The following is a 20,358-nucleotide window of genomic DNA, read 5'->3' on the forward strand; positions in this document are numbered from 1 at the left end:
AACACACAACACAACGAGGGGGGATTTGATTCATGTTTGCCAGTCTTCTTGGGGCGGTCTCCGCGTTCCCGACCGCCATCTACACCGTGCTGTTGGGCGTGGTGCTGGTGTATTGGCTGATGGCCATGCTGGGCATGGTGGACTTCGAGTCCAGCGGCATCGACGTGGCGATTGACGCCCACGCCGACGCCAGCGTGGACGACCTGGGCACCATTGCCAGCTATGTGGTGGCCTTCGGCCTGCACGGGGTGCCGTTCTCCATTGTGGTGAGCCTGCTGGTGCTGGTGGGATGGACGCTGTCCTTCCTGGCCGGCGTCACGCTGCTGGCCTGGGTGCCCACCGACATCCTGCGCTGGGCAGCTGGCGCCGTGGTGCTGGTGGTGACTGCGGCGCTGTCGGTGGTGATCACGGCGCGCATCGTGCGGCCGCTGCGCGGGCTGTTTGTGCACCACACGGCGCAAAGCAATGCCTCGCTGGTGGGCCAGACCTGCAAGGTGCTGACCGGCGTGGTGGACGAGCGCCAGGGCCGTGCCGAAGTGGCCCAGCGCGGCGCCAGCATCAACATCCGCGTGTGGTCGCCCAGCCCCAACACCTTGAAGCGCGGCGACGCCGCGCTGATCACCGAATACGACCCGGGCAGCCACCGCTACCTGGTTGTGCCGCTGCCACCCGCGTGATGTGGCGCCCCACGGGGCGTCCGCCGGGCCAGGCTCCGTCGTTTTTCCAAGTTTCCTTTTCTCTCTCCACCCTTTCACCAGAAAGCGTACTTCTCATGCCGCAATCCTTCATGGTCATCCTGATTGCCGTTGGCATCTTTGTCTTCCTGATCCTGGCGATGTTCGCCATGTTCGCGAAGTTCTACCGGAAGGTGGAGCAAGGCCACGCGCTCATCATCAACACCCTGCGCTCCGAGCCCGAAGTCACCTTCACCGGCCGCATGGTCTACCCCATCATCCACAAGGCCGAGCTGATGGACATCTCGGTCAAGACCATCGAGATCGACCGCTCGGGCGACCAGGGCCTGATCTGCGCGGACAACATCCGCGCCGACATCAAGGTGAAGTTCTTCGTGCGGGTGAACAAGACGGCCGAGGACGTGCTGCGCGTGGCGCAAGGCATTGGCTGTGCGCGCGCGTCCAACCACGAGATTCTGGAAGACCTGTTCTCGGCCAAGTTCTCCGAGGCGCTCAAGACCGTGGGCAAGTCGCTCGACTTCGTGGACCTGTACCAGGCGCGCGATGCCTTCCGCGACAAGATCATCGAGCAGATCGGCGACGACCTGTCGGGCTATGTGCTGGAAGACGCGGCGATTGACTACCTGGAGCAGACGCCGCTGTCCAAGCTTGATGCCAACAACATCCTCGACGCGCAGGGCATCAAGAAGATCACCCAACTCACTGCAGTGGAACACGTGGTGACCAATGAGCTGCGCCGCAACGAGGAAATGCAGATCAAGAAGAAGAACGTGGAAACGCAGGAAGCCCTGCTGGAGCTGGAGCGCCAACAGGCCGACGCCACCGCCCGCCAGGCGCGCGAAGTGGCCAGCGTGAAGGCGCGCGAAGAAGCCGAAACCGCCAAGGTGCGTGCCGAAGAACACACACGCGCCGAGATGGCGCGCCTGCAGTCCGAACAGTTGCTGGCCGTGCAGAACGAGAACGTGTTGCGCGAGAAGGAAGTGGCCGAGAACAACCGCAAGCGTGCGGTGGTGATCGAGCAGGAGCGCGTGACCCGCGCGCAAGACCTGGAAGTGGTGGCGCGCGAGAAGGAAGTGACGCTGCAACGCATTGAAAAAGACAAGGCGGTGGAGGTACAGAAGAAGGCCATTGCCGACGTGGTGCGCGAACGCATCGTGGTCGAACGCACGGTGGCCGAGCAGGAAGAAGCCATCAAGGAAGTGCGCGAAGTGGCCGAGGCCGACCGCACCCGCAAGGCCGTAGTCATCGGCGCCGAAGCAGCTGCCGAAGAAAAGGTGATCCTGGAAGTGAAGGCTGCTGAAGCCCAGGAACGCAAGGCGCGCCACAAGGCCGCCGAAGACCTGGTGCTGGCCGACGCCCGTCTGAAGGTGGCCGAGCGCGAGGCCGAAGCCAAGAAGCGCGAAGCCGAAGGCATTGAAGCCCTGACCGCCGCGCCCGGCCTGGCCGATGCCAAGGTGCAGATGGCCAGCGCCAGCGCCAAACTGGCCACCATGGAAGCCGAAGCCAGCGGCAAGGAAAAAATTGGCCGTGCCGAAGCCCAGGTGACCGAAGCCCAGGCACATGCCGACGCCGTGGGCCTGCGCGCCCGCATGGAAGCTGAAGCCGCCGGCAAGGAAAAGGTCGGCCAGGCCGAAGCCTTGGTGCGCACCGTGGACGCCGAAGCCCTGGCCAAGATGGGCGACGCCGAAGCGCACAACATCGACGTGAAGTTCAACGCCGAGGCGCGCGGCCTGAAGGAAAAGTTCGAGGCCATGAAAGCCATGAGCACCGAAACGCGCGAGCACGAGGAGTACCGCATGCGCCTGGAGCGCGCGCACCTCGAAACCCTGAAGCAGATCGAGGCGCAGCAGCACATCGCCAAGGAACAGGCCGAAGTGCTGGGCGTGGCGCTGAAGAACGCGCGCATCGACATCGTGGGCGGCCAGGGCGACTACTTCGACAGCTTTGTGCGTGCGCTGTCCGTTGGCAAGGGCATCGACGCGGCCGTGAACAAAAGCGACACGCTGCAGGTGGCCTTCAAAGACCAGCTCAGCGGCGAGCGCGACGTGGTGGAAGACGTGAAACAGATCCTGGGCGCTGCAGGCCAGTCGGCAGGCGAGCTGCAGAACCTGAGCGTCTCGGCCCTCATCGCACGGGTGATGCAGACCGGCACCGACAGCCAGAAGCAGGCCTTGCAGCAACTGGCACAGAGCTTTCGCAAGTAAGCAAAAACCATAGCATCTGGCGCTTGGTGCACAAGGGCTTCAGATGTTTTTCATTTGAAACCCAATGAAATCAAGCGCCAAAAGCTCTCATTTTCATAGCACAACACAGCCATGACCCCACGCTTGCATTGCAGCTGCACCCTGCGCTCCGTGCTTAAAAACGTGGCGCTGGACGAAGGCCTTCCCGCACTGGCCTGTCCCGACTGCGGCGCCGTGCTGCTGAAGATGGACGACTGGCGCCGCTGGCGCAGCCGCTCGCCTGCGGCAGTGGCGCTCGGTGTTTCCGTAGCCGCTGATGCCGTCTCTGCCGACCCAGGCCGTGCGCGCGCCTGCCCGGCCTGCACACGGCTCATGGAACGCCTGCCCTTGGACGCCGCCGGTGCCCTGCGCCTGGACCGTTGCAGCACTTGCCAGACGGTGTGGCTGGACCCGGGCGAATGGCAGGCCCTGGTGGAGCGTGGCCTGGCGTCACAGCTGGACGCTCAGATGTCGGACGGCGGTCAACGCCGCCTGCAGGCCGAACGTCTGCATGCAAGCCGCATTCAGGCTTTGCGCCAACGCCACGGCGACGCTTGCATGGACGAAGTGCTGCGCATCCGCCGCTGGCTGGCCGAACAGCCGCGCCGTGACGAAGTGCTGGCGCTGTTGCAGGCGCCCGAAGCGGCAGCGCCCTCACAAAGAAACTGAAATAAGACGACGGGCAACGCATATCAACGCTCTCGCGTCTGCCTTAAATTTGAACTGGATAGCTGCATGACCTACAAATCCACCTGGCAATTGCCCGGCCATAACCCGCCAATGCTTGTCCAGCTTTCCATCGTTCCCTATGGCGCCAACGGCACAGCTTCTTTCCGAATCTCAAGCTGCGTACTTAAAAAGGACCCGAGTCCCACCATTTTTCCCGGCGGCGAGGTGCTTCAGCTGACGCAGCCGGACGGCGACCGAATCGTTGTGCAGAAGTATCTGGACTGGATTGCAGCCAACCCTGGGGTAATTCCGCGGTTCGACAACAACAACGGTCTTTTCCCTGAGTACTTCTTGGAGCCACAAGGTCGGCGCAAGACAGCCACTGAACTCCTGCTCGACGAAGCCATGTTGCGAGTGGAGCTGGGAGACTACGAGATTGCCCAGACCCTTCTCAACTCCATCGTTGAGCCTTCAGACTGCATGTTTCACCACACCGTGCTGCGCCGTCTTTATGCCAACTGGGCCACCGACGCTGCTGGCGCACCGGCACAAGTGCATGCACAACGGGCAGTGCACCATGCAGAAGTCATCGTTGACATCTATCGCAAGATGGAGTCGGTGCATGAATACCCTGACAGATATGTTTGCTACTACTTCGGTGACTACAGCACCGCCGGCTCTCAAGTCTCCAGCGCATGCGCGACCTTGGTGAGACATCGGTTACAGCAGCGGCAATTCCAAGCTGCGCTGGAAATCGCCGCATACGGAATCGCCGCAAATCGCTGGGACAGCGACTTGCGTGAACTGCAGATTCGCGCCCTGATGGCTATGGGCCGCAATGAGGAGGTTTGGCCGATATACGCCCTAAATCATCGCGGTATCGGCCCCATGCCGGAGGTAACCGAAACGGAAGGCTATCGCGCCTACATACGCGCGCAGTCTGAAGAAGCGCAGACCCAAGAGAAAAAGCGCCGCGCCAGCGTCGTCTTGCGCTATCACGATAGCCCTCTCCTCACCGACACAGAGCAGGCTGCATGGAAGGCACGGTATCTGAATCTGCCGCAGAACTTTCTGTCCTGGGTCTCCAGCGGCCAGCGTACGCATCTGAAGGGCAGCGTGGAAACGGACGAGTACGAATACCGTCTGTTCAACCTGCAACAAAGCCAAGAATGGCACACCGACTTCATGGGGTGGCTCAATCTGCACGCAAAAAGCAGCCCAGACTTTCATGCGGAGATTTGGCAACACATCCACGCAAGCGGCATTGATCCCGAACGCATGACTCCCATCCTAGGTGATACACACACGCCAGATGGCTTTCTGGTGCGATGCGACGGCGGGCCCGGAGAGTATGGCGCCGTCTACTTCTGGAGCCATGAGGAACTGCCAGTGTTCGAAAAAATCGCTGACAGCGCCCAAGACCTAATGCCGTGGCTTGCGACCGCAATAAGAGAAGGCAAGCCATTCATTTTGTAACCGCCTTGCTTCTCAATGCATGCAAATTTGATAGCGCGTAGCGCTCATTGGATTAACGCCACAGCGACTTTTAACAAAATTCCGCCATGACCTCCATGTCCGAAACGCACGATGACGCCATCGACACCAGCGTGGCCGAAAGCAGCAGCTATGAGTTGCTGAAGAAACGCCTGGAAGCCCAGGGCGACACGCTGTTGTCCAAAGCACAGGCGCTCAACGCGGCGCGCATTGGCCAGTTCGGCCAGCGCGACCAGCAACTGCTGATGCGTTTGCGTGCGCGCACCGAGCACAGCTGCGTGGCGCGTGACCTGGCCTACATCGGCGGCAACCGGCTGCTGTTTGGCTACAACGTGTTCATGGGCCTCAAGCGCGAAACGCGGGTGGAGGACGTTTTCGCGCTGTACGAGTTGGCGCACCACGATGCGACCCGTGAAGAAGCGGGCGCTCCCGACAGCGACGAGCTGGTGCAGGTGCCGATGGCGGGCGGCTTTCTGGACGACCCACGTTTTGTGGCCGACTTCAACGAGCTCTACACCTACTACAAGCAGGCCACGCTGCAGTTGCTGCGCCCCACGCCCGAATTTTTGTTGGCCGCGTTTCAGATCGGCCAGCAGGCGCAGGACATTCGAGTGTTTCGCTGGCGGCGTGAAAGCGATGGCTCGCTGAAGTACGTGGACAACCGCGGCGAGCGCGACCTGGCGCCGCCGCCCAGCCACGATTTCAGCTGGACGCCGCTGACACGCGAACACCATGTGGGCGGCGCGCACCCGCACATCAATGTGCTGGACACCATCTTTGTGGAAACCACCGGTGGCACGCTGACGGTGAAGGTGGAGAACAACACCGAGTCTGGCCTGGGCATCTACGATGAGCCCGTGGAAGACGCCAACCAGGCGCTGGGCGATGCCGAGTTTGCCTACGCCAAGCTGGGCCTGTTGATCCTGCTGCAGGTGCGCCCCTACCGCGAGAGCACCACGCGCTACCTGGTGTTCAACCAGCGCACGCGGCAGGTGGTGCGCATCGACGCCATTGGCGCATCGTGCATGCAGCTGCCGGAGGACCACGGCATCATCTTCCCCGGCGGGTACTACCTGCAGTCGGGCGAGACCAAGCGCTTTGACCTGCCGCCCGAGCTGACCGAGCAGCTGCGCTATACGCGCATGAAGCGCTCGCCGAACGGGGAAGACGTGGCCTACATCTTCTACGGCACGGTGCCCCCGCCGCAGGGCAGCCCGGCCACGCTGGATGCGGGCTGCTATGCCATCTTCACCTACAACCTCATCGACAAGTCGCTCGCGCCGCCCGTCCTGGCCGATGGGTACAGCACCTTCCCGGACGGGCGCATGCTGGTGTTCCAGGCCGCGCGCGGCGAGGCCGCGCGCGTACACCCTATGCAGCTGTGGCGCACACCCTTTGCCACCGAGGAACACGCCAGCCGCCAGCCCGCCGGCACGGGCTTCTTTGGCCGCGTGGGCAATGCCGACCTGGTGCGCGGCATCTCGGACCTGCTGGGCATTGCCCGCATGGTGCGCGAGCAGGTGCCCACGCGCACTGCGTACGAAGACCTGATACGCCAGTGCCAGCGCGCACGCGACGCCTACTTCTGGCTGGACGCCGGCGAGGTGCAGAACGCTGCGGCTGACCTGTCGGCCATCGAGCAGGCCGCGCAGGCCACGCTGGGCGAGTTTGAAAAGGTTGAGAGCATCCGCCAGGACACGGCCCGCGCATTGCACAAGGCCGAAGGCCAGCAGCGCGAGCTGATGACCGCCATTGCCAGCCAGATGTGGCGCAGCCCCAGCGACTTTGTGCAGGCGCTCAACCGCCTGCGCCAGCGCCAGGGCGAGCTGCACCTGCTGCGCGAGCTGCGCTATGCCGACCTGGCCGCCGTGGATGCCATGGCCGCGCAGCTCACGGCCGAGCAGCAGCGCGTGGGCGAACGCGCGCTGCAGTTCCTGTCCGACGAAAAAGCCTTTGACGGCCAGCGCCAGGCCCTGACCAAGGTGGCCACCACCCTGCCCCAGGCCGCCACCGCCGCGCAACTGGCCGAGCAGTTGGACACGCTGGACGCCGAAGCCGCCAGCCTGGACCTGCTAAGCGAACAACTGGGCAACCTGCCCGGCGGCGATGCCGTGCAGCGCACCACCATCCTCGACCGCATTGCGCTGCTGTACGCTGACATCAACCGCCTGCGCGCCGATGCCCGCGCGCGCCGCCGCAACCTGGGTGCGGCCGAGCAGCGGGCGGAGTTTGGCGCGCAGTTCAAGCTGTTCGGCCAGGCCGTGGAAAACGCGCTGGAGCTGTCGGACACGCCCGAAAAGTGCGACGAGGCGCTGACCCGCCTGCTGGCGCAGCTGGAAGACATCGAAGGCCGCTTTGCCGAGCAGGAAGAGTTTCTGGCCGACATCGCCACCCAGCGCGAAAGCGTGTACGAGGCCCTGTCGGCCCGTCGCCAAAGCCTGGTGGATGCACAGCAGCGCCGCGCCAAGGCCCTGGCCGATGCGGCCGGGCGCGTGCTGGACGGCGTGCCGCGCCGCATTGCCGGCTTTGGCGAGCTGGCCCAGGTGCACAGCTACTTCGCGTCCGACCCCATGCTGACCAAGCTGCGCGAGCAGGTGGCCGAGCTGCGCCGCCTGGGCGCGGCCGTGGCGGCCGACGACATCGACACGCGCCTGAAGACCGCCCGCGACCAGGCCGTGCGCGCGGTGCGCGACCAGCGGGAGCTCTCGGCCGGCGCCGAGGGCGGCCTGAAGCTGGGCAGCCACACCTTCACCATCAACAAGCAGCCGCTAGACCTGACCCTCGTCGCCCACGGCAATGGACTGGCCTGGCAGATCACCGGCACCGACTACCTGGCCCCGGCGCACGACGCGCGGCTGCAGGTGCTGCGCCCCTTCTGGCAGCAGGCCCTGGTGTCGGAGACGCCGCAGTTGGCACGCGCCGAATACCTGGCCGCCGAATGGCTGGAAGCCCAGCAGCGCGGCGAGGCCGAGCCCGGCTGGAGCGAGCTGCTGGTGCAGCTGGCCGAGCATGCGCGCACGGATGGCATCGATGGCACCGAGCCCACCACCCCGCCCGCCGTGCTGCTCGATTCACTACGCCGCTTTGCCGCCAGCCGCTATCAAGAGGGCTACCAGCGCGGCATCCACGACGACGACGCCCTGGCCATCGTGCGCGTGCTCGCGCCCATCCAGGATGCGGCCGGGCTGCTGGTCTATGGCCCATCCGAGCGCGCGCTGGCCAAGCTCTACTGGCACCTGGGCCTGCGCGAGGAGAGCCGCAACTCCCTGGCCCGCCGCGCTCGCAGCGCCCAGCACATCGCGCAGCTGTTTTCACAGACCACGCTGCGGGACACGCTGGAGGCCGAGGCTGCGCAGGGTCTGCGCCAGTTTGTGGAGCAGCACCCCGTGCTGGCCGATGAGTGGCTGCCGGAGCTGGCCCAAGCACTGGGAACCGACAGCGCGGAAGGCGGGAGCGACGAGGCTTTGCTGCGCACGCTTGTGGAAGAAGCCAGCGCCTACCTGGTGCGCGAGCTGGCCCACACCGACATCGGAACGGCCGAGCTGGCCTCCGTCACGCCGCAATGGGTGATCAGCAACACGGGCGCGGACCTGGTGCAGGCCCTGCAGCGCGCGCTGGACCATGGGGGCCTGGCCAGCGCCTGGCAGCGCGACCTGGCGGCCGCCGAGCCGCTGGAGCGCTGGCGCCTCGCGCGCGGCTGGCTGCGCGCGTTTGCCGCATCGCAGGCGGATGCCGACGGTGCCACGCCAGCCCTCGCCTGGATTGACGATGCCGCCACGGCGCTCACCTTCCAGGGTACGCGCCGCCGCATCAACGCCACGCTGGACGCGCAGGTGGCCGGGCTGCGCAGCGAGCACATGCGCATCCAGCACGGCGCGCTGGCGTTCAACCTCAACGACTTTCGCCGGCGCGTGCGCCATCACCGCAGCCACGCGGTGCGCGGCTTTTTGCAGTTGCAGGCCCTGCGGCACGAGCTGCTGGTGCAAGAAAAAGCGCGCCTGCACCTGGCCCAGTTCCAGGCCAAACCGCTGGCCACCTTTGTGCGCAACCGGCTCATCGACGAGGTGTACCTGCCGCTGGTGGGCAACAACCTGGCCAAGCAACTGGGCGCCGCAGGCGAGAGCGCACGCACCGACCGCATGGGCATGCTGCTGCTGATCTCGCCGCCCGGCTATGGCAAGACCACGCTGATGGAATATGTAGCCAACCGCTTGGGCCTGGTGTTTGTGCGCATCAACTGCCCGGCCCTGGGCCATGGCGTGACCAGCATCGACCCCAGCACCGCGCCCAACAGCGCGGCGCGGCAAGAGCTGGAAAAGCTCAACCTGGGCCTGGCTATGGGCAGCAACGTGATGCTGTACCTGGACGATATCCAGCACACGCACCCCGAGTTTTTGCAGAAGTTCATCGCTCTGGCCGACGGCACCCGCCGCATTGAAGGCGTGTGGCAGGGCCAGCCCCGCACCTGGGACATGCGCGGCAAGCGCTTTGCCATCGTGATGGCGGGCAACCCGTACACCGAATCGGGCGACGTGTTCCGCATCCCCGACATGCTGGCCAACCGCGCCGACATCTACAACCTGGGCGACGTGCTCTCGGGCCGCGAGGCCGTGTTTGCGCTGTCGTACATCGAAAACAGCCTGACCGCCCACCCCGTGACCCAGCCCCTGGCCGCGCGCGAACCGCAGGACGTGCACGTGCTGGTGCGCATGGCCCAGGGCGAGGCCATCGACACCAGCAGCTTTGCCCACCCCTACAGCGCGGTGGAGCTGCAGGAACTCAAGGGCCTGCTGCAGCGCCTGTTCAAAGTGCGCGACGTGCTGCTGAAGGTGAACCTGGCCTACATCGCCTCGGCCGCGCAGGACGACCGCTACCGCGAGGCGCCGCCCTTCCGCCTGCAAGGCAGCTACCGCAACATGGCGCGCCTGGCGCCGCAGGTCACGCCGCTGATGCAGGACGACGAGCTCGATGCGCTGCTGCGCGACCACTACCGCGGCGAGGCGCAGACTCTGACCACTGGCGCCGAAGAAAACTTGCTGCAGCTGGCGCAGCTGATCGGCCGCCCCACGCCCCAGGAGCAAGAGCGCTGGGACCAGATCCGGGGCGACTACCAGCGCCAGCGCAAGATGGGCGGCGCCGAGGACGACCCGAGCGTGCGCGTGACGCGTGGGCTGCTGGACATTGCCCGCAGCGTGGAAGCCCTGCAGCCCCGCCAGGCCACCGAGCAGCTCACGCAGCAGATCGCAAAGCCGTTGGCCGCTATTGCGCAGCAGCTGGCCCAGCCCTCGCCCGCGCAGCAGGCCCAGGCCGCGGCGTTGGACCGCATCGAACCCGCGCTGAACGCCCTGGCGGAGCTGGCCCAGCACCTGCAAAAGGGCACCACCCAGACCCAGGCGCAGATGCGCGCCAGCCTGGACGCCACGGCAGAGGCGCTGCTAGCCCTGCAGGCCAGCACCCAGGTCCTGCACGCCCACAGCGACCAGGCCCAGAGCCAGCGCATGGTGGACGCACTGCTGTCGCTGTCGGTCACCTACCGCCAGCTCATCATGCCGCTGGTGCGGGCGGTGGAAAGCCGCGTGGGGGCCGACGCCAAGATGCACCAGGAGGTGGAACGACTGGAGGGCATGATCGACAACCTGCGCGAGGCTCCGCCATCAAGGGAAGCGCCGCCACCAAAGAAGAAGCCCCATCAGACTTAGGCGATGTCGTCGCGCACGGTTCTACTTACTTCAGCCAGCTGCGCTTGGGCCGGGGCTGCACCGTGATATCCACCGCCTGGCGCACAGTGGGCTGGCCGCTGGCGGGGTCGGTGTCTACCACATCTTCCAGATCAATGTCCTTTACATCGGAGTCGGTGGACTCTTCCAGCTCTTCCAGAACGGCGTTGACCTTGCGTTCGGCCTGCTGGACTGCGGCCTCGGAAACAGGGGGGTTGCCCATGGCGGTGGCTCCTCAGGTTGGCGGATATCCCCCATTCTTGCCGCAGTACAGCCTGTGCGCTGTCAGCCGATGCCGGCGGACAGGGGTAGGCGGCGGGCTCGCTCAGGCTCCCGCGTTCAGGCCGGTTGGGTAGCGGCGCGCTGCGCCGCGGGCGCCCGGGCCGTGGCCGCGCTGCCCATGGACGCGGCCATGATGCAGCCGATGGCCAGCCACTGCACCGCACTCAAGTGTTCGCCCAGCAGCACCATGGCCACCAGCGCAGCCACGGCGGGCTCCATGCTGATCATGATTCCGAAGGCCTCCTTGGGCAGGCGCTTGAGGGCCATCATCTCCAGCGATATGGGCACGGCGCTGGAGACTGCCGCCACCGCCACGCCGATCAGCAGCAGGCTGGGCGACAGCAACGCCGCGCCCGCATGCGCCACGCCCACCGGCACCACCACCAATGCGGCCACCAGCAACCCCAGCGACACCGAATGCCCCGCGTGCAGGTGTCCTGCCCGCTTGCCGAACACGATATACATCGCCCAGAACACCGCAGCACCCAGCGCATAGGCCACGCCTACTGGGTCCAGCATGCTGCCGCTCAGCCCCAAGGGCAGCAGCAGCCCCAGGCCCGCCATGGCCAGCAGCACCCACACAAAATCCACCGCGCGGCGCGACGACCAGATGGCCACGGCCAGCGGCCCCGCAAACTCGATGGCCACCGCCAGCCCGAACGGCAGCGTGCGCAATGACATGTAGAACATCAGGTTCATGCCGCCCAGGGCCGCGCCGTACAGCACCACCGACTTCGCGTCGGCCCGGCTCAGGTGCCAGCGCCAGGGCCGCCACAGCAGCAGCACCAACAGCGCCGAAAACCCCACGCGCAACGCCGTGGTGCCCTGTGCGCCCACGGCCGGAAACAGCCAGTGCTTGGCCCACGATGTGCCGATGCCCAGGGCCGTGACGGAGCCCAGGACGGCAAGAAAAGGAAGAAAACGGTGGAACACCGCAGAGGTGGAGGAAGAAACTGGCATGCGCAAAAATATAGTTCGCCCACGCCGTTTTTTTGACTCTGATTTGAGGGGTAAAACGCAACTTTCACTCACCCCGTTCTCGCCCCCGCAGAAGGTTCCGCATGACCGCACCCACCGCACTCGACCGCTTCGACCTCGCCATCCTGGACATCCTGCAGGCCGACAACACCACGCCCCAGCGCGTGATCGCCCAGGCCGTGAACCTCTCGGCCCCGGCCGTGCAGCGGCGCATTCAGCGGCTGCAAAGCACCGGCGTGATCCGCGCCAACGTGGCCGTGCTGGACCCGGAGAAGGTCGGCAAGCCGCTGACCATCATCGTGGAGGTGCACCTGGAGAACGAGCGCCCCGACCGCACCGCCCCGCTGCGCGCACGCATCGCTGCCGAAGAGGCCGTGCAGCAGTGCTACTACGTGACGGGCGAGGCGGACTACCTGCTGGTGGTGACGGTGGCCTCCATGGCCGACTACGAGGCGCTGACGCGGCGGCTGTTTGATGGGGATGACAACGTGCGGCGGTTTCGCACGTCGGTGGCGCTGGGGTGCTTGAAGGCGGGGCTGAGGGTGCCGCTGGGAACGGCGCCCGCGTCACCCGTAGGTCGGGTTAGCGAAGCGTAACCCGACACCCTCTTCAGAAGCCCGCCCGACCCATGCAATACCGCCGCGCCTTCACCCCGGGCGCCACTTTGTTCTTCACCGTCGTCACCCACGACCGCCGCCCCCTCTTGCAAAGCGAGGACGCCGTGGAAACGCTGCGCGCCGCTTTCCGCAGGGTGCGCTCGGCGCGACCCTTCGTGATCGACGCCATGGTGGTGCTGCCGGACCATGTGCATTGCATCTGGACACTGCCGCCAGACGACGCGGATTTTGCGACCCGGTGGCGGCTGATCAAGACTTGGTTCACCAAGCACGGCCCTGCGAACCAGCGAGGCCCGCAGAATGCCGCCCGCGCCGCCAAGCAGGAGCAAGCCGTTTGGCAACACCGCTACTGCGAGCATCGAATCCGGGACGAAGAGGACTACGCCCGGCATGTGGACTACATCCACTACAACCCGGTCAAGCACGGGTGGGCGAAATCTGCGGGGGGCATGGCCGTATTCGAGTTTTGGGCGGTATGTGGCGGCGGGGATTTATCCGCCCGATTGGGGGCACTCCGCGCCAGATCTTGAAGGGGTAGGTCGGGAGTGAGCGGTGGCGTGCGTCGGGTTACGCCCTTCGGGCTAACCCGACCTACGGTCGAGTACCCGCGTCCTGGGCCTCTTGGCCGCGTCGGGTTACGCTGCGCTAACCCGACCTACGGGAGCGAACGGGCCCCATGGTAGGTCGGGTTAGCCCGAAGGGCGTAACCCGACAAGCCCCGCTCCTACACCCCCGCCATCCGGCGCATCTCCATGCCCGAAAGCCGCAGCCGCGGCCCGCTGAGCAGCTCGCACATCCTCGCATTCAGCGGCGCAGCCATCCCCTGCTGCGCTGCCAGCCGCACCACCGCGCCGCACAGCGCATCGACCTCTGTGACGCGCCCGGCCTCCAGGTCGTCCCACATGGACGAGCGGGCCGTGGCGTCGATCTGCAGCATGCGTTGGGCCAGCCGCGTGAACAGCCAGTTGGGCAGGCGCAGCACATGGGGCAGGAGCTTGGGCGCCACCGCCGTGACCTTGGCCGGCTGGATGCCCGCGCGGGCCATCACGGCCAGGGCTTCGGATTGCAGGGCGGCGAAGACGCGGCGGTAGTCACGGTCCAGCAGCTGCTGGCGCAGGGGCAGGTCGGACAGCGCATTGACAGGGTTGTTGAGGTTGAGCAGAAGCTTGCCCCACTGCACCGCCCGGATGTCCGGCGGCAGCACGGTGGCGAGGCCCGCGGCTTCGAAGACCGGGGCGATGCGCTCGGTGGCGGCATCGCGCTGCAGTTGCAGTTGCCCCGCCGTGGCCCGGTGCACGTGCGCGCCGCGCAGCACCACGTTGTACGGCACCATGCCGGCCAGCGCGCGCAGGGCCGGTGCCTGGGCCGCGATGCGGGCCACGTTGTCCACGCCGTTCTGCAGCGAGACGACCGCCGTGCCGGGCGCGCACGCGGCCGCCAGCTCGCGCGCGGCGGATTCGGTGGCGCCGCTTTTCACACACAGCAGGACGACGCTGCCCCCGAGGGGCGCGGCCTCGGCCAGGGTGGAGGCAAGCTGCATTGCGGCCGCGGGCACCGTGCGGTCAAAGCCGTCCAGGTCGGTCACGCGCAGGCCCTGCGCGGCGATGGGCTGCAGGGCGTGGGCACGGCCCACCAGCGTGACGGCCTGGCCGTGGGCCGCAAGGCGACCGCCCACATAGCAGCCGATGGCGCCGGCGCCGAGAACGATGAAATGCATGGCTGCGAGGTCCTCTTTGAAAAGCGGGCTCTGTACCCGGGTGGCATTGTGAGGGCCTTCCCCAACAACCGTCTGGCGCCCAGGCGACGCTCAGCTCTGCGGCAGAAATTTCAAGCCATTTCGGCATCTAGCGCTTATCTATCAAGCGCCAGGAGCTATTGTTTCAGGAGCAAAAACAACCGCCACTCGCAGGCCACCCAAGCGTTCCGATGCGCCCAGCTCCACCGCCGCGCCATGCCGCTGCGCGATGGCCTGCACGATGGCCAGGCCCAGGCCGCTGCCGGTGGCTGCGCTGTCGCTGCCCACGCGCACAAAGCGCTGCAGGGCGCGGTCGCGGTGCTCGGGGGCAATGCCCGGGCCGCTGTCTTCCACGGTGAGCCGCACGGCATGGCCTGAGGCCTCGGCACGCACCTGCACGTCCACCTGTCCGCCGGGCGGGGTGTATTTGATGGCGTTGTCGAGCAGGTTGCGCACCAGCATGCGCAGCGCTTCGGCGTTGCCGGGCACGGTCGCGGCGTCGGAGTCGAGCAGGCCCGCATCCGTGCCGCGCGCCTGGGCGGCAGCGGCCACGTCGGCCAGCGCCAGTTGGGCCACGGCCCGCAGATCGACCGGCTCGGTCGGGGTGGCGGCGGCCTCCTGCCGGGCCAGGGCCAGCAGCTGCTCCACCAGGCGTGTCGCGCGGTCGATACCGGAAGACAGGCGCTCTGCCGCCGCGGCGCGCGCAGCGTCGTCACTCGCGCGCTGCAGGCCCTGCAGCTGCAGGCGCAGCGCAGCCAAAGGCGAGCGCAACTCGTGCGCGGCGTCGGCCACAAAGTGCTGCTGAATTTCAAACGCGCGCTGCACGCGCTCGAACAGCAGGTTGAGTTCGCTCACCAGCGGCTGCACTTCGTCGGGCAGCTGCGCATCGCTCACGGGCGAGAGGTCGTCGGCCTGGCGCTCGGCCAGCTGGCGGCGCACGCGCTCCACCGGGGCCAGGGATCGGCTCACGCCCCACCAGACGGCCACCACCAGGAGCGGCGCCATGAAGGCCAGCGGCGCCAGCGTGCGCAGAGCCAGGCTGCGCGCCATGCCCTGACGCACGGCCATGTTCTGCGCCACCTGGATGACCTGCGCGCGCGTCTGCAGGGAGAACACCCGGTAGGTGCCGCCACGCGCCTGCACGTTGGCGAAGCCCAGCACGGCAATCTGCGGAAGGTCGGCACCGACGGCGGATTCAAAAATGCGCAGGCCCTCGTTGGTCCACACCTGCACGATGAACTCATGGTTCTCGTCCTCCGGGTCCAGCCCCGGGCCCAAGCCCTGCGCATCCACGGGCAGGCCCGAGCGCAGCGCCAGCGCGGTCTGCTGCATGTGGTAGTCGAACAGCGCATCGGCCTCGCCCAGCGCGCCGCGGTAGGCCAGCGCGCCCTGCACAGCACCGGCCAGCACGATGGCTGCGAGCAGGAAGGCCAGCAGCCGCATGCGCAGAGAACGGGGGAGCAACGACCGCAGCTTGGAGTACCGAGAAGTCACTTGCTTGTTCATGGTCGTGCCTGCCCAAAGTGTGCCGCTCACCTCTGGGCCTCCAAGACTGGCGCTGCCAAGCCCAGTGCCCCCGCGCAAGGGCCTCCCCGCCGCGCTGGGGGCGTCCCCCTCTCGCATTGCGCAGCAATGCGAGAGAGGGGGAAGGCGCGAAGCGACTCAGGGGGTGCCATCCGAGCCATCACATTTTGGGTACGAGATAACCGACGCCGCGCACGTTCAGCACCAACTCGGGCCCCAGCTTCTTGCGCAGGCCGTGGATGTACACCTCCACTGCGTTGCTGCTGACCTCGTCGCCCCAGCCGTAGAGCTTGTCTTCAAGCTGCTGGCGCGACAGCACCATGCCGGGCCGGGCGATGAGCGGCTCCAGCACCGCCCATTCGCGGCCGGACAGCACCACGGGCACGCCGCGCACCGTCACCTCGCGCGTGGCGGGGTTGATGCTCACGCCCTGGTGCTCGTACACCGGCTCGGCGCGTCCGGCAGCGCGGCGCAGCAGCGCGCGGATGCGGGCGAGCAGCTCGTCCAGGTCATAGGGCTTGAGCACGTAGTCGTCGGCGCCTGCGTCCAGCCCCTCGATGCGCTGGGCCACGGCATCGCGGGCGGTGGCCACCAACACGGGGGTGCGGTCCTTGCGGGTGCGCAGGTCGCGCAGCACGGTCAGGCCATCGCGGTGCGGCAGGCCCAGGTCCAGCAGCACCAGGTCGTACGCCTGGGTGCGCAGGGCCGTGTCGGCTGCGTTGCCGTCGCGGGTCCAGTCCACGGCGTACTGCTCGGCGCGCAGCAGGTCCTGCACGGCCTCGCCGATCATGGGGTCGTCTTCTACTAGCAGCAGGCGCATGGGGTGAGCATAGCCAATGGTGGAACACAAAGGCTGTGCCCTGGCTTCGACAGGCCCAGCCCGAACGGGTTGGGGTCAAGGCTCGTTGCCCGACCCCGCCCGCCCTACCCCATCAACCCACCCGCACCGGCACAAAGATCTTGTTGCCGTCGCGCTCGATCAGCAGCGCCACCGACTTGCCCGCCTTGGCCATGGCCGCGCGCACCTGTTCGATGCTCTTGGCTGGGGCGCCGTTGATGGCCAGCAGCACGTCGCCGGGCTGCACGCCCGCGGCCGCGGCGGGGCCGCGCGCCTGCTCGATCACCAGGCCATCGACGCCGACCTCACGGCGCTCCTGCGGGTCCAGCGGGCGCAGCGACAGGCCCAGCTGGCCCTTGCGCACGGCCTCGTCGTCATTGCGCGCCTGCTTGCTGCCCGCTTTGGCGCTGGCATCGCCCAGGGTGGCGGTCAGCTCCACGGGCTTGCCCTGGCGCCACACCGACAGCTTGGCCTGCTGGCCGGGCTGCGCCTGGCCCACCCAGGCGGGCAAGTCGCCCGAGGCCACGATGGGCTGGCCGTCCACCTGGCGGATCACGTCGCCGGGCTGCAGGCCGGCCTTGTCGGCAGGGCCGCCGGGCGCGACGCTGGCCACCAGCGCGCCTTCGGGCTTGTCGAGGTTGAACGACTCGGCAAACGCCTGGTTCACCTCCTGCACGGCCACGCCCAGCTGCGCGTGGCGCACCTTGCCGGTGGCGACGATCTGGTCCTTGATCTTGCCGGCCAGCTCGATGGGGATGGCGAACGACACGCCCTGGTAGCCGCCCGAGCGGCTTAGATCTGCGAGTTGATGCCCACCACCTCGCCGCGCGCATTGAACAGCGGCCCGCCGGAGTTGCCCGGATTCACCGCCACATCGGTCTGGATGAAGGGCACCAGGCTGTCGTCGGGCAGCGAGCGGCCCTTGGCGCTGACCACGCCCGCAGTCACGCTGTTTTCAAAGCCGAAGGGCGAGCCGATGGCCAGCACCCATTCGCCTACCTGCAGATCGCGCGTGCTGCCCAGGCGCACGGTAGGCAGGTTCTTGGCGTCGATCTTGAGCACGGCCACGTCGGTCTTGGCGTCGGCGCCCAGCACCTTGGCGCGGAACTCGCGCCGGTCGGTGAGCTTGACCACCACCTCGCTAGCACCCTTGACCACGTGCGCATTGGTCAGCACCAGCCCGTCGGGGCTGACGATGAAGCCCGAGCCCAGGCCGTGCGTGGGCACGTTGCGCGGCGCCTGCTGCATGCCAGGCGCGGGAAAACCGAACTGGCGGAAGAACTCGTAGAACGGATCGTTCGGGCCCATCTGCGGGCCGCGCCCCTGGCGCACCGTGGGCTGCTCGTCATCCTCATCGTCGTCGTCCGCAGCCATCGCTGTCTTGGTCGTGCCGGTGACGCTGATGTTGACCACGGCCGCACCGTTCTGCGCGGTGATCTGCGCAAAACTGGGCAGCGCTGCCGCCCCCGGTGCCGCCGCCTGGATGGCGGGCGCGCTGGTAGCCGCCACCGGCGCCGGGTTGGCCTGCGCGCGGTGCCCCACCACAATGCCCGCCCCCGTGCCGCCGATGGCGCCAGCGGCCACCAGGGCCAGGATGAGACGGCGGGGGGTGATTGCAACGGTGTTCATGGTGTCTGCCTTTCCTTGGCTGAGATTGCGATGGAAGGCAGTGTGGGAGCGCAGACTTAGACGAGGCTTAGGCGCCGTTGCAGGCGCCTGCCGTCACAGGAACATCCCGCCCGAAGCCTCGACGCGCTGCGCATTCACCCAGCGCGTGGACGGCTGCAGCAGCGCAGCCACCAGCGGGCCGATGTCGTCGGGCACGCCCACGCGGCCCAGGGCCGTCTGGCTGGCGATGAAGGCGTTGAGCTGTGCGTTGTCGCGCACGGCGCCGTCGCCAAAGTCGGTTTCGATGGCGCCGGGGGCCACGACGTTCACCGCAATGCCGCGCGGGCCCAGCTCTTTGGCCAGGTAGCGGCTCAGTACTTCGATGGCGCCCTTCATGGCCGCATAGGCGGCGTAGCCCGGCAGCGCGAAGCGGGCCAGGCCCGACGACACGTTCAGGATGCGGCCGCCGTCGTTCATCAGCGGCAGCAGCTTCTGGGTGAGGAAGAACACGCCCTTGAAATGCACGTTGGCGAGGGCGTCGAACTGCGCCTCGGTGGTCTCGGCAAAAGGCGTGTGCACGCCCATGCCGGCGTTGTTCACCAGGAAGTCAAAGCGCTCGCGCTGCCAGGTGGTCTGCAGGGCCTGCGCAAGTTGCGCGGCAAAGGCGCCGAAGCTGGCGACGTCGCCCACGTCCAGCGCCAGGGCCACGGCGCGGCGGCCCAGGGATTCGATCTCGGCCACCACGGCATGCGCTTCGGCGGCCTGCTGGCGGTAGGTCAGCACCACGTCGATGCCGCTCTTGGCAGCAGCCAGCGCGGCACTGCGGCCCAGGCCGCGGCTGCCGCCGGTGATGAGAACGATGGGACTGGAGGATGAAGAAGGTGTCAAGGTCACAGAGGTCGTCATGGCAAGGTCCTTTGCAGAGAGGAATGGTTGATGGGTATGGACTTTATTGATTGCCAAAGGACCGATAAATCACCAAAATTCAGATTCATTGTCCAGATTAAACAAACAATGAACCCCCTCCTCGACCAGATGCAAACTTTTGCCCGCGTGGCGGAGCTGGCCAGCTTTACCCAGGCCGCGCAGGTGCTGGGCATTCCCAAGGCCACCGCGTCGCTGGCGGTGCAGCAGCTGGAGGCGCAGCTGGGCACGCGCCTGCTGCACCGCACAACGCGGCGCGTGCAGCTCACGCAGGACGGCCAGGCGTATTACGAGCGCTGCAAGGACCTGCTGGACGATGTGGACGAGCTGCAAGCCCTGTTCCAGCAGCCGGGCGGGGCGGCCCTGCGCGGGCGGGTCCGCATCGACATGTCCACTGGCATTGCGCGGCAGCTGGTGCTGCCGCGCCTTCCGGAGCTGATGGACCGCCACCCGCTGCTGGAGGTGGAGCTGAGCAGCACCGACCGCCGCGTGGACCTGGTGCGCGAGGGCTTTGACTGCGTGATCCGTGTAGGCCCCGTGGCCGAGCCCAGCCTGGTGGCGCGCCCGCTGGGCAATGTGCGCGTGGCCACCTGCGCCAGCCCAGGCTACCTGGCGCGCAAGGGCTGGCCCCACACGCTGGTCGACCTGGCGCAGCACGACCTGGTGCACTACGTGAGCACGCTGGGCACGCGCTCGGCGGGGTTTGAAACACTGGATTCCAACGGCGAGACCCGCTTCCACACCATGGCGGGCCGCATCACGGTGAACAGCGCCGAGGCCTACCTGGGCGCCTGCGCTGCCGGGCTGGGGCTGATCCAGGCGCCGCTGCTGGGCGTGCGCGAACTGATTGACCGTGGCCTGCTGGTGGAGGTGATGCCTGAGCACCCCGCCCCGCCCATGCCGGTGACTCTGCTGTACGCCCATCGGCGCCACCTGTCGCAGCGTGTGCGGGTGGTGATGGACTGGCTGGCGGAGGTGGTGCAGGCGCACCTGCGCAGCGAAGCAGAGACTGCGGACGCCCAAAAACTATCAAAAAAATAGCTGCCAGCGCTTGC

Annotated in this window: 14 protein-coding genes and 1 pseudogene; 8 read left to right on the plus strand and 7 right to left on the minus strand. The window is 67.0% G+C overall.

The window, feature by feature from the left end:
- Nucleotides 1–32 precede the first annotated feature (32 nt).
- The 5 genes from ACK4HJ_RS01195 to ACK4HJ_RS01215 all read left to right on the plus strand — a co-directional run bounded on the left by ACK4HJ_RS01195 (nucleotide 33) and on the right by ACK4HJ_RS01215 (nucleotide 10,779).
- Nucleotides 33–677 carry a ubiquinone biosynthesis protein gene (locus ACK4HJ_RS01195; RefSeq protein ID WP_409826940.1) on the plus strand — a complete coding sequence of 215 codons (645 nt, stop codon included), beginning with the start codon at nucleotides 33–35 and terminating at the stop codon, nucleotides 675–677.
- A gap of 95 nt (nucleotides 678–772) precedes the next feature.
- The gene (locus tag ACK4HJ_RS01200; RefSeq protein WP_409826942.1) at nucleotides 773–2,899 is read left to right on the plus strand and encodes a hypothetical protein; all 2,127 of its coding nucleotides are present in this window, start codon (nucleotides 773–775) and stop codon (nucleotides 2,897–2,899) included.
- A 111-nt stretch (nucleotides 2,900–3,010) separates the two neighbouring features.
- On the plus strand, nucleotides 3,011–3,586 hold the full coding sequence (locus ACK4HJ_RS01205; protein WP_409826944.1) for a zf-TFIIB domain-containing protein: 576 nt from the start codon (nucleotides 3,011–3,013) through the stop codon (nucleotides 3,584–3,586).
- 66 nt (nucleotides 3,587–3,652) lie between these two features.
- On the plus strand, nucleotides 3,653–5,062 hold the full coding sequence (locus ACK4HJ_RS01210; protein WP_409826946.1) for a bacterial transcriptional activator domain-containing protein: 1,410 nt from the start codon (nucleotides 3,653–3,655) through the stop codon (nucleotides 5,060–5,062).
- Between the two features lie 86 nt (nucleotides 5,063–5,148).
- Entirely contained in the window at nucleotides 5,149–10,779 is a 5,631-nt protein-coding gene (locus tag ACK4HJ_RS01215) for a DNA repair ATPase (RefSeq protein ID WP_409826948.1), read from the plus strand.
- Nucleotides 10,780–10,804: 25 nt separating this feature from the next.
- Here the strand turns inward: ACK4HJ_RS01215 and ACK4HJ_RS01220 are convergent, their stop codons facing one another.
- Together ACK4HJ_RS01220 and ACK4HJ_RS01225 are read right to left on the minus strand one after the other, a co-directional pair.
- Complete coding sequence (locus ACK4HJ_RS01220; RefSeq protein WP_409826950.1) at nucleotides 10,805–11,020, minus strand: hypothetical protein; 216 nt, start codon at nucleotides 11,018–11,020, stop codon at nucleotides 10,805–10,807.
- A 116-nt stretch (nucleotides 11,021–11,136) separates the two neighbouring features.
- The gene (locus ACK4HJ_RS01225) at nucleotides 11,137–12,039 is read right to left on the minus strand and encodes an EamA family transporter (protein WP_409826952.1); all 903 of its coding nucleotides are present in this window, start codon (nucleotides 12,037–12,039) and stop codon (nucleotides 11,137–11,139) included.
- Between the two features lie 101 nt (nucleotides 12,040–12,140).
- Between ACK4HJ_RS01225 and ACK4HJ_RS01230 the strand changes: the two genes are divergently transcribed.
- Both ACK4HJ_RS01230 and ACK4HJ_RS01235 read left to right on the plus strand, forming a co-directional pair.
- Nucleotides 12,141–12,653 (plus strand): Lrp/AsnC family transcriptional regulator, encoded by a 513-nt coding sequence (locus ACK4HJ_RS01230; protein ID WP_409826954.1) that lies wholly within the window; start codon nucleotides 12,141–12,143, stop codon nucleotides 12,651–12,653.
- Nucleotides 12,654–12,685: 32 nt separating this feature from the next.
- On the plus strand, nucleotides 12,686–13,204 hold the full coding sequence (locus tag ACK4HJ_RS01235; protein ID WP_409826956.1) for an REP-associated tyrosine transposase: 519 nt from the start codon (nucleotides 12,686–12,688) through the stop codon (nucleotides 13,202–13,204).
- 194 nt (nucleotides 13,205–13,398) lie between these two features.
- Here ACK4HJ_RS01235 and ACK4HJ_RS01240 read toward each other — a convergent pair whose 3' ends face one another.
- From ACK4HJ_RS01240 to ACK4HJ_RS01260, 5 genes and pseudogenes are all read right to left on the minus strand, one after another.
- The gene (locus ACK4HJ_RS01240) at nucleotides 13,399–14,391 is read right to left on the minus strand and encodes a 2-dehydropantoate 2-reductase (RefSeq protein ID WP_409826958.1); all 993 of its coding nucleotides are present in this window, start codon (nucleotides 14,389–14,391) and stop codon (nucleotides 13,399–13,401) included.
- A gap of 141 nt (nucleotides 14,392–14,532) precedes the next feature.
- A complete protein-coding gene (locus ACK4HJ_RS01245) occupies nucleotides 14,533–15,915 on the minus strand; it encodes an ATP-binding protein (protein WP_409826960.1) in 1,383 nt (460 codons plus the stop codon).
- A gap of 178 nt (nucleotides 15,916–16,093) precedes the next feature.
- On the minus strand, nucleotides 16,094–16,753 hold the full coding sequence (locus tag ACK4HJ_RS01250) for a response regulator transcription factor (RefSeq protein WP_409826962.1): 660 nt from the start codon (nucleotides 16,751–16,753) through the stop codon (nucleotides 16,094–16,096).
- Between the two features lie 112 nt (nucleotides 16,754–16,865).
- A pseudogene (locus ACK4HJ_RS01255) lies at nucleotides 16,866–18,400 on the minus strand (DegQ family serine endoprotease).
- 93 nt (nucleotides 18,401–18,493) lie between these two features.
- Nucleotides 18,494–19,285, minus strand: coding sequence for an SDR family oxidoreductase (locus tag ACK4HJ_RS01260; RefSeq protein ID WP_409826964.1), 792 nt, complete (start codon nucleotides 19,283–19,285; stop codon nucleotides 18,494–18,496).
- A gap of 108 nt (nucleotides 19,286–19,393) precedes the next feature.
- On the opposite strand from ACK4HJ_RS01260, the gene ACK4HJ_RS01265 reads away from it, so the two are divergent.
- Entirely contained in the window at nucleotides 19,394–20,344 is a 951-nt protein-coding gene (locus ACK4HJ_RS01265) for a LysR family transcriptional regulator (RefSeq protein WP_409826966.1), read from the plus strand.
- The last annotated feature ends 14 nt before the right edge of the window (nucleotides 20,345–20,358 follow it).

The organism is Acidovorax sp. (genome assembly GCF_046294525.1).
GTDB lineage: Bacteria > Pseudomonadota > Gammaproteobacteria > Burkholderiales > Burkholderiaceae_C > Acidovorax.

Coding starts and splice junctions, on each gene's coding strand:
- ACK4HJ_RS01205 (WP_409826944.1), top strand. CDS start 3,011: ATGACCCCACGCTTGCATTGCAGCTGCACCCTGCGCTCCGTGCTTAAA.
- ACK4HJ_RS01200 (WP_409826942.1), top strand. CDS start 773: ATGCCGCAATCCTTCATGGTCATCCTGATTGCCGTTGGCATCTTTGTC.
- ACK4HJ_RS01235 (WP_409826956.1), top strand. CDS start 12,686: ATGCAATACCGCCGCGCCTTCACCCCGGGCGCCACTTTGTTCTTCACC.
- ACK4HJ_RS01195 (WP_409826940.1), top strand. CDS start 33: ATGTTTGCCAGTCTTCTTGGGGCGGTCTCCGCGTTCCCGACCGCCATC.
- ACK4HJ_RS01220 (WP_409826950.1), bottom strand. CDS start 11,020: ATGGGCAACCCCCCTGTTTCCGAGGCCGCAGTCCAGCAGGCCGAACGC.
- ACK4HJ_RS01250 (WP_409826962.1), bottom strand. CDS start 16,753: ATGCGCCTGCTGCTAGTAGAAGACGACCCCATGATCGGCGAGGCCGTG.
- ACK4HJ_RS01265 (WP_409826966.1), top strand. CDS start 19,394: ATGAACCCCCTCCTCGACCAGATGCAAACTTTTGCCCGCGTGGCGGAG.
- ACK4HJ_RS01230 (WP_409826954.1), top strand. CDS start 12,141: ATGACCGCACCCACCGCACTCGACCGCTTCGACCTCGCCATCCTGGAC.
- ACK4HJ_RS01210 (WP_409826946.1), top strand. CDS start 3,653: ATGACCTACAAATCCACCTGGCAATTGCCCGGCCATAACCCGCCAATG.
- ACK4HJ_RS01215 (WP_409826948.1), top strand. CDS start 5,149: ATGACCTCCATGTCCGAAACGCACGATGACGCCATCGACACCAGCGTG.
- ACK4HJ_RS01225 (WP_409826952.1), bottom strand. CDS start 12,039: ATGCCAGTTTCTTCCTCCACCTCTGCGGTGTTCCACCGTTTTCTTCCT.
- ACK4HJ_RS01260 (WP_409826964.1), bottom strand. CDS start 19,285: ATGACGACCTCTGTGACCTTGACACCTTCTTCATCCTCCAGTCCCATC.
- ACK4HJ_RS01240 (WP_409826958.1), bottom strand. CDS start 14,391: ATGCATTTCATCGTTCTCGGCGCCGGCGCCATCGGCTGCTATGTGGGC.
- ACK4HJ_RS01245 (WP_409826960.1), bottom strand. CDS start 15,915: ATGAACAAGCAAGTGACTTCTCGGTACTCCAAGCTGCGGTCGTTGCTC.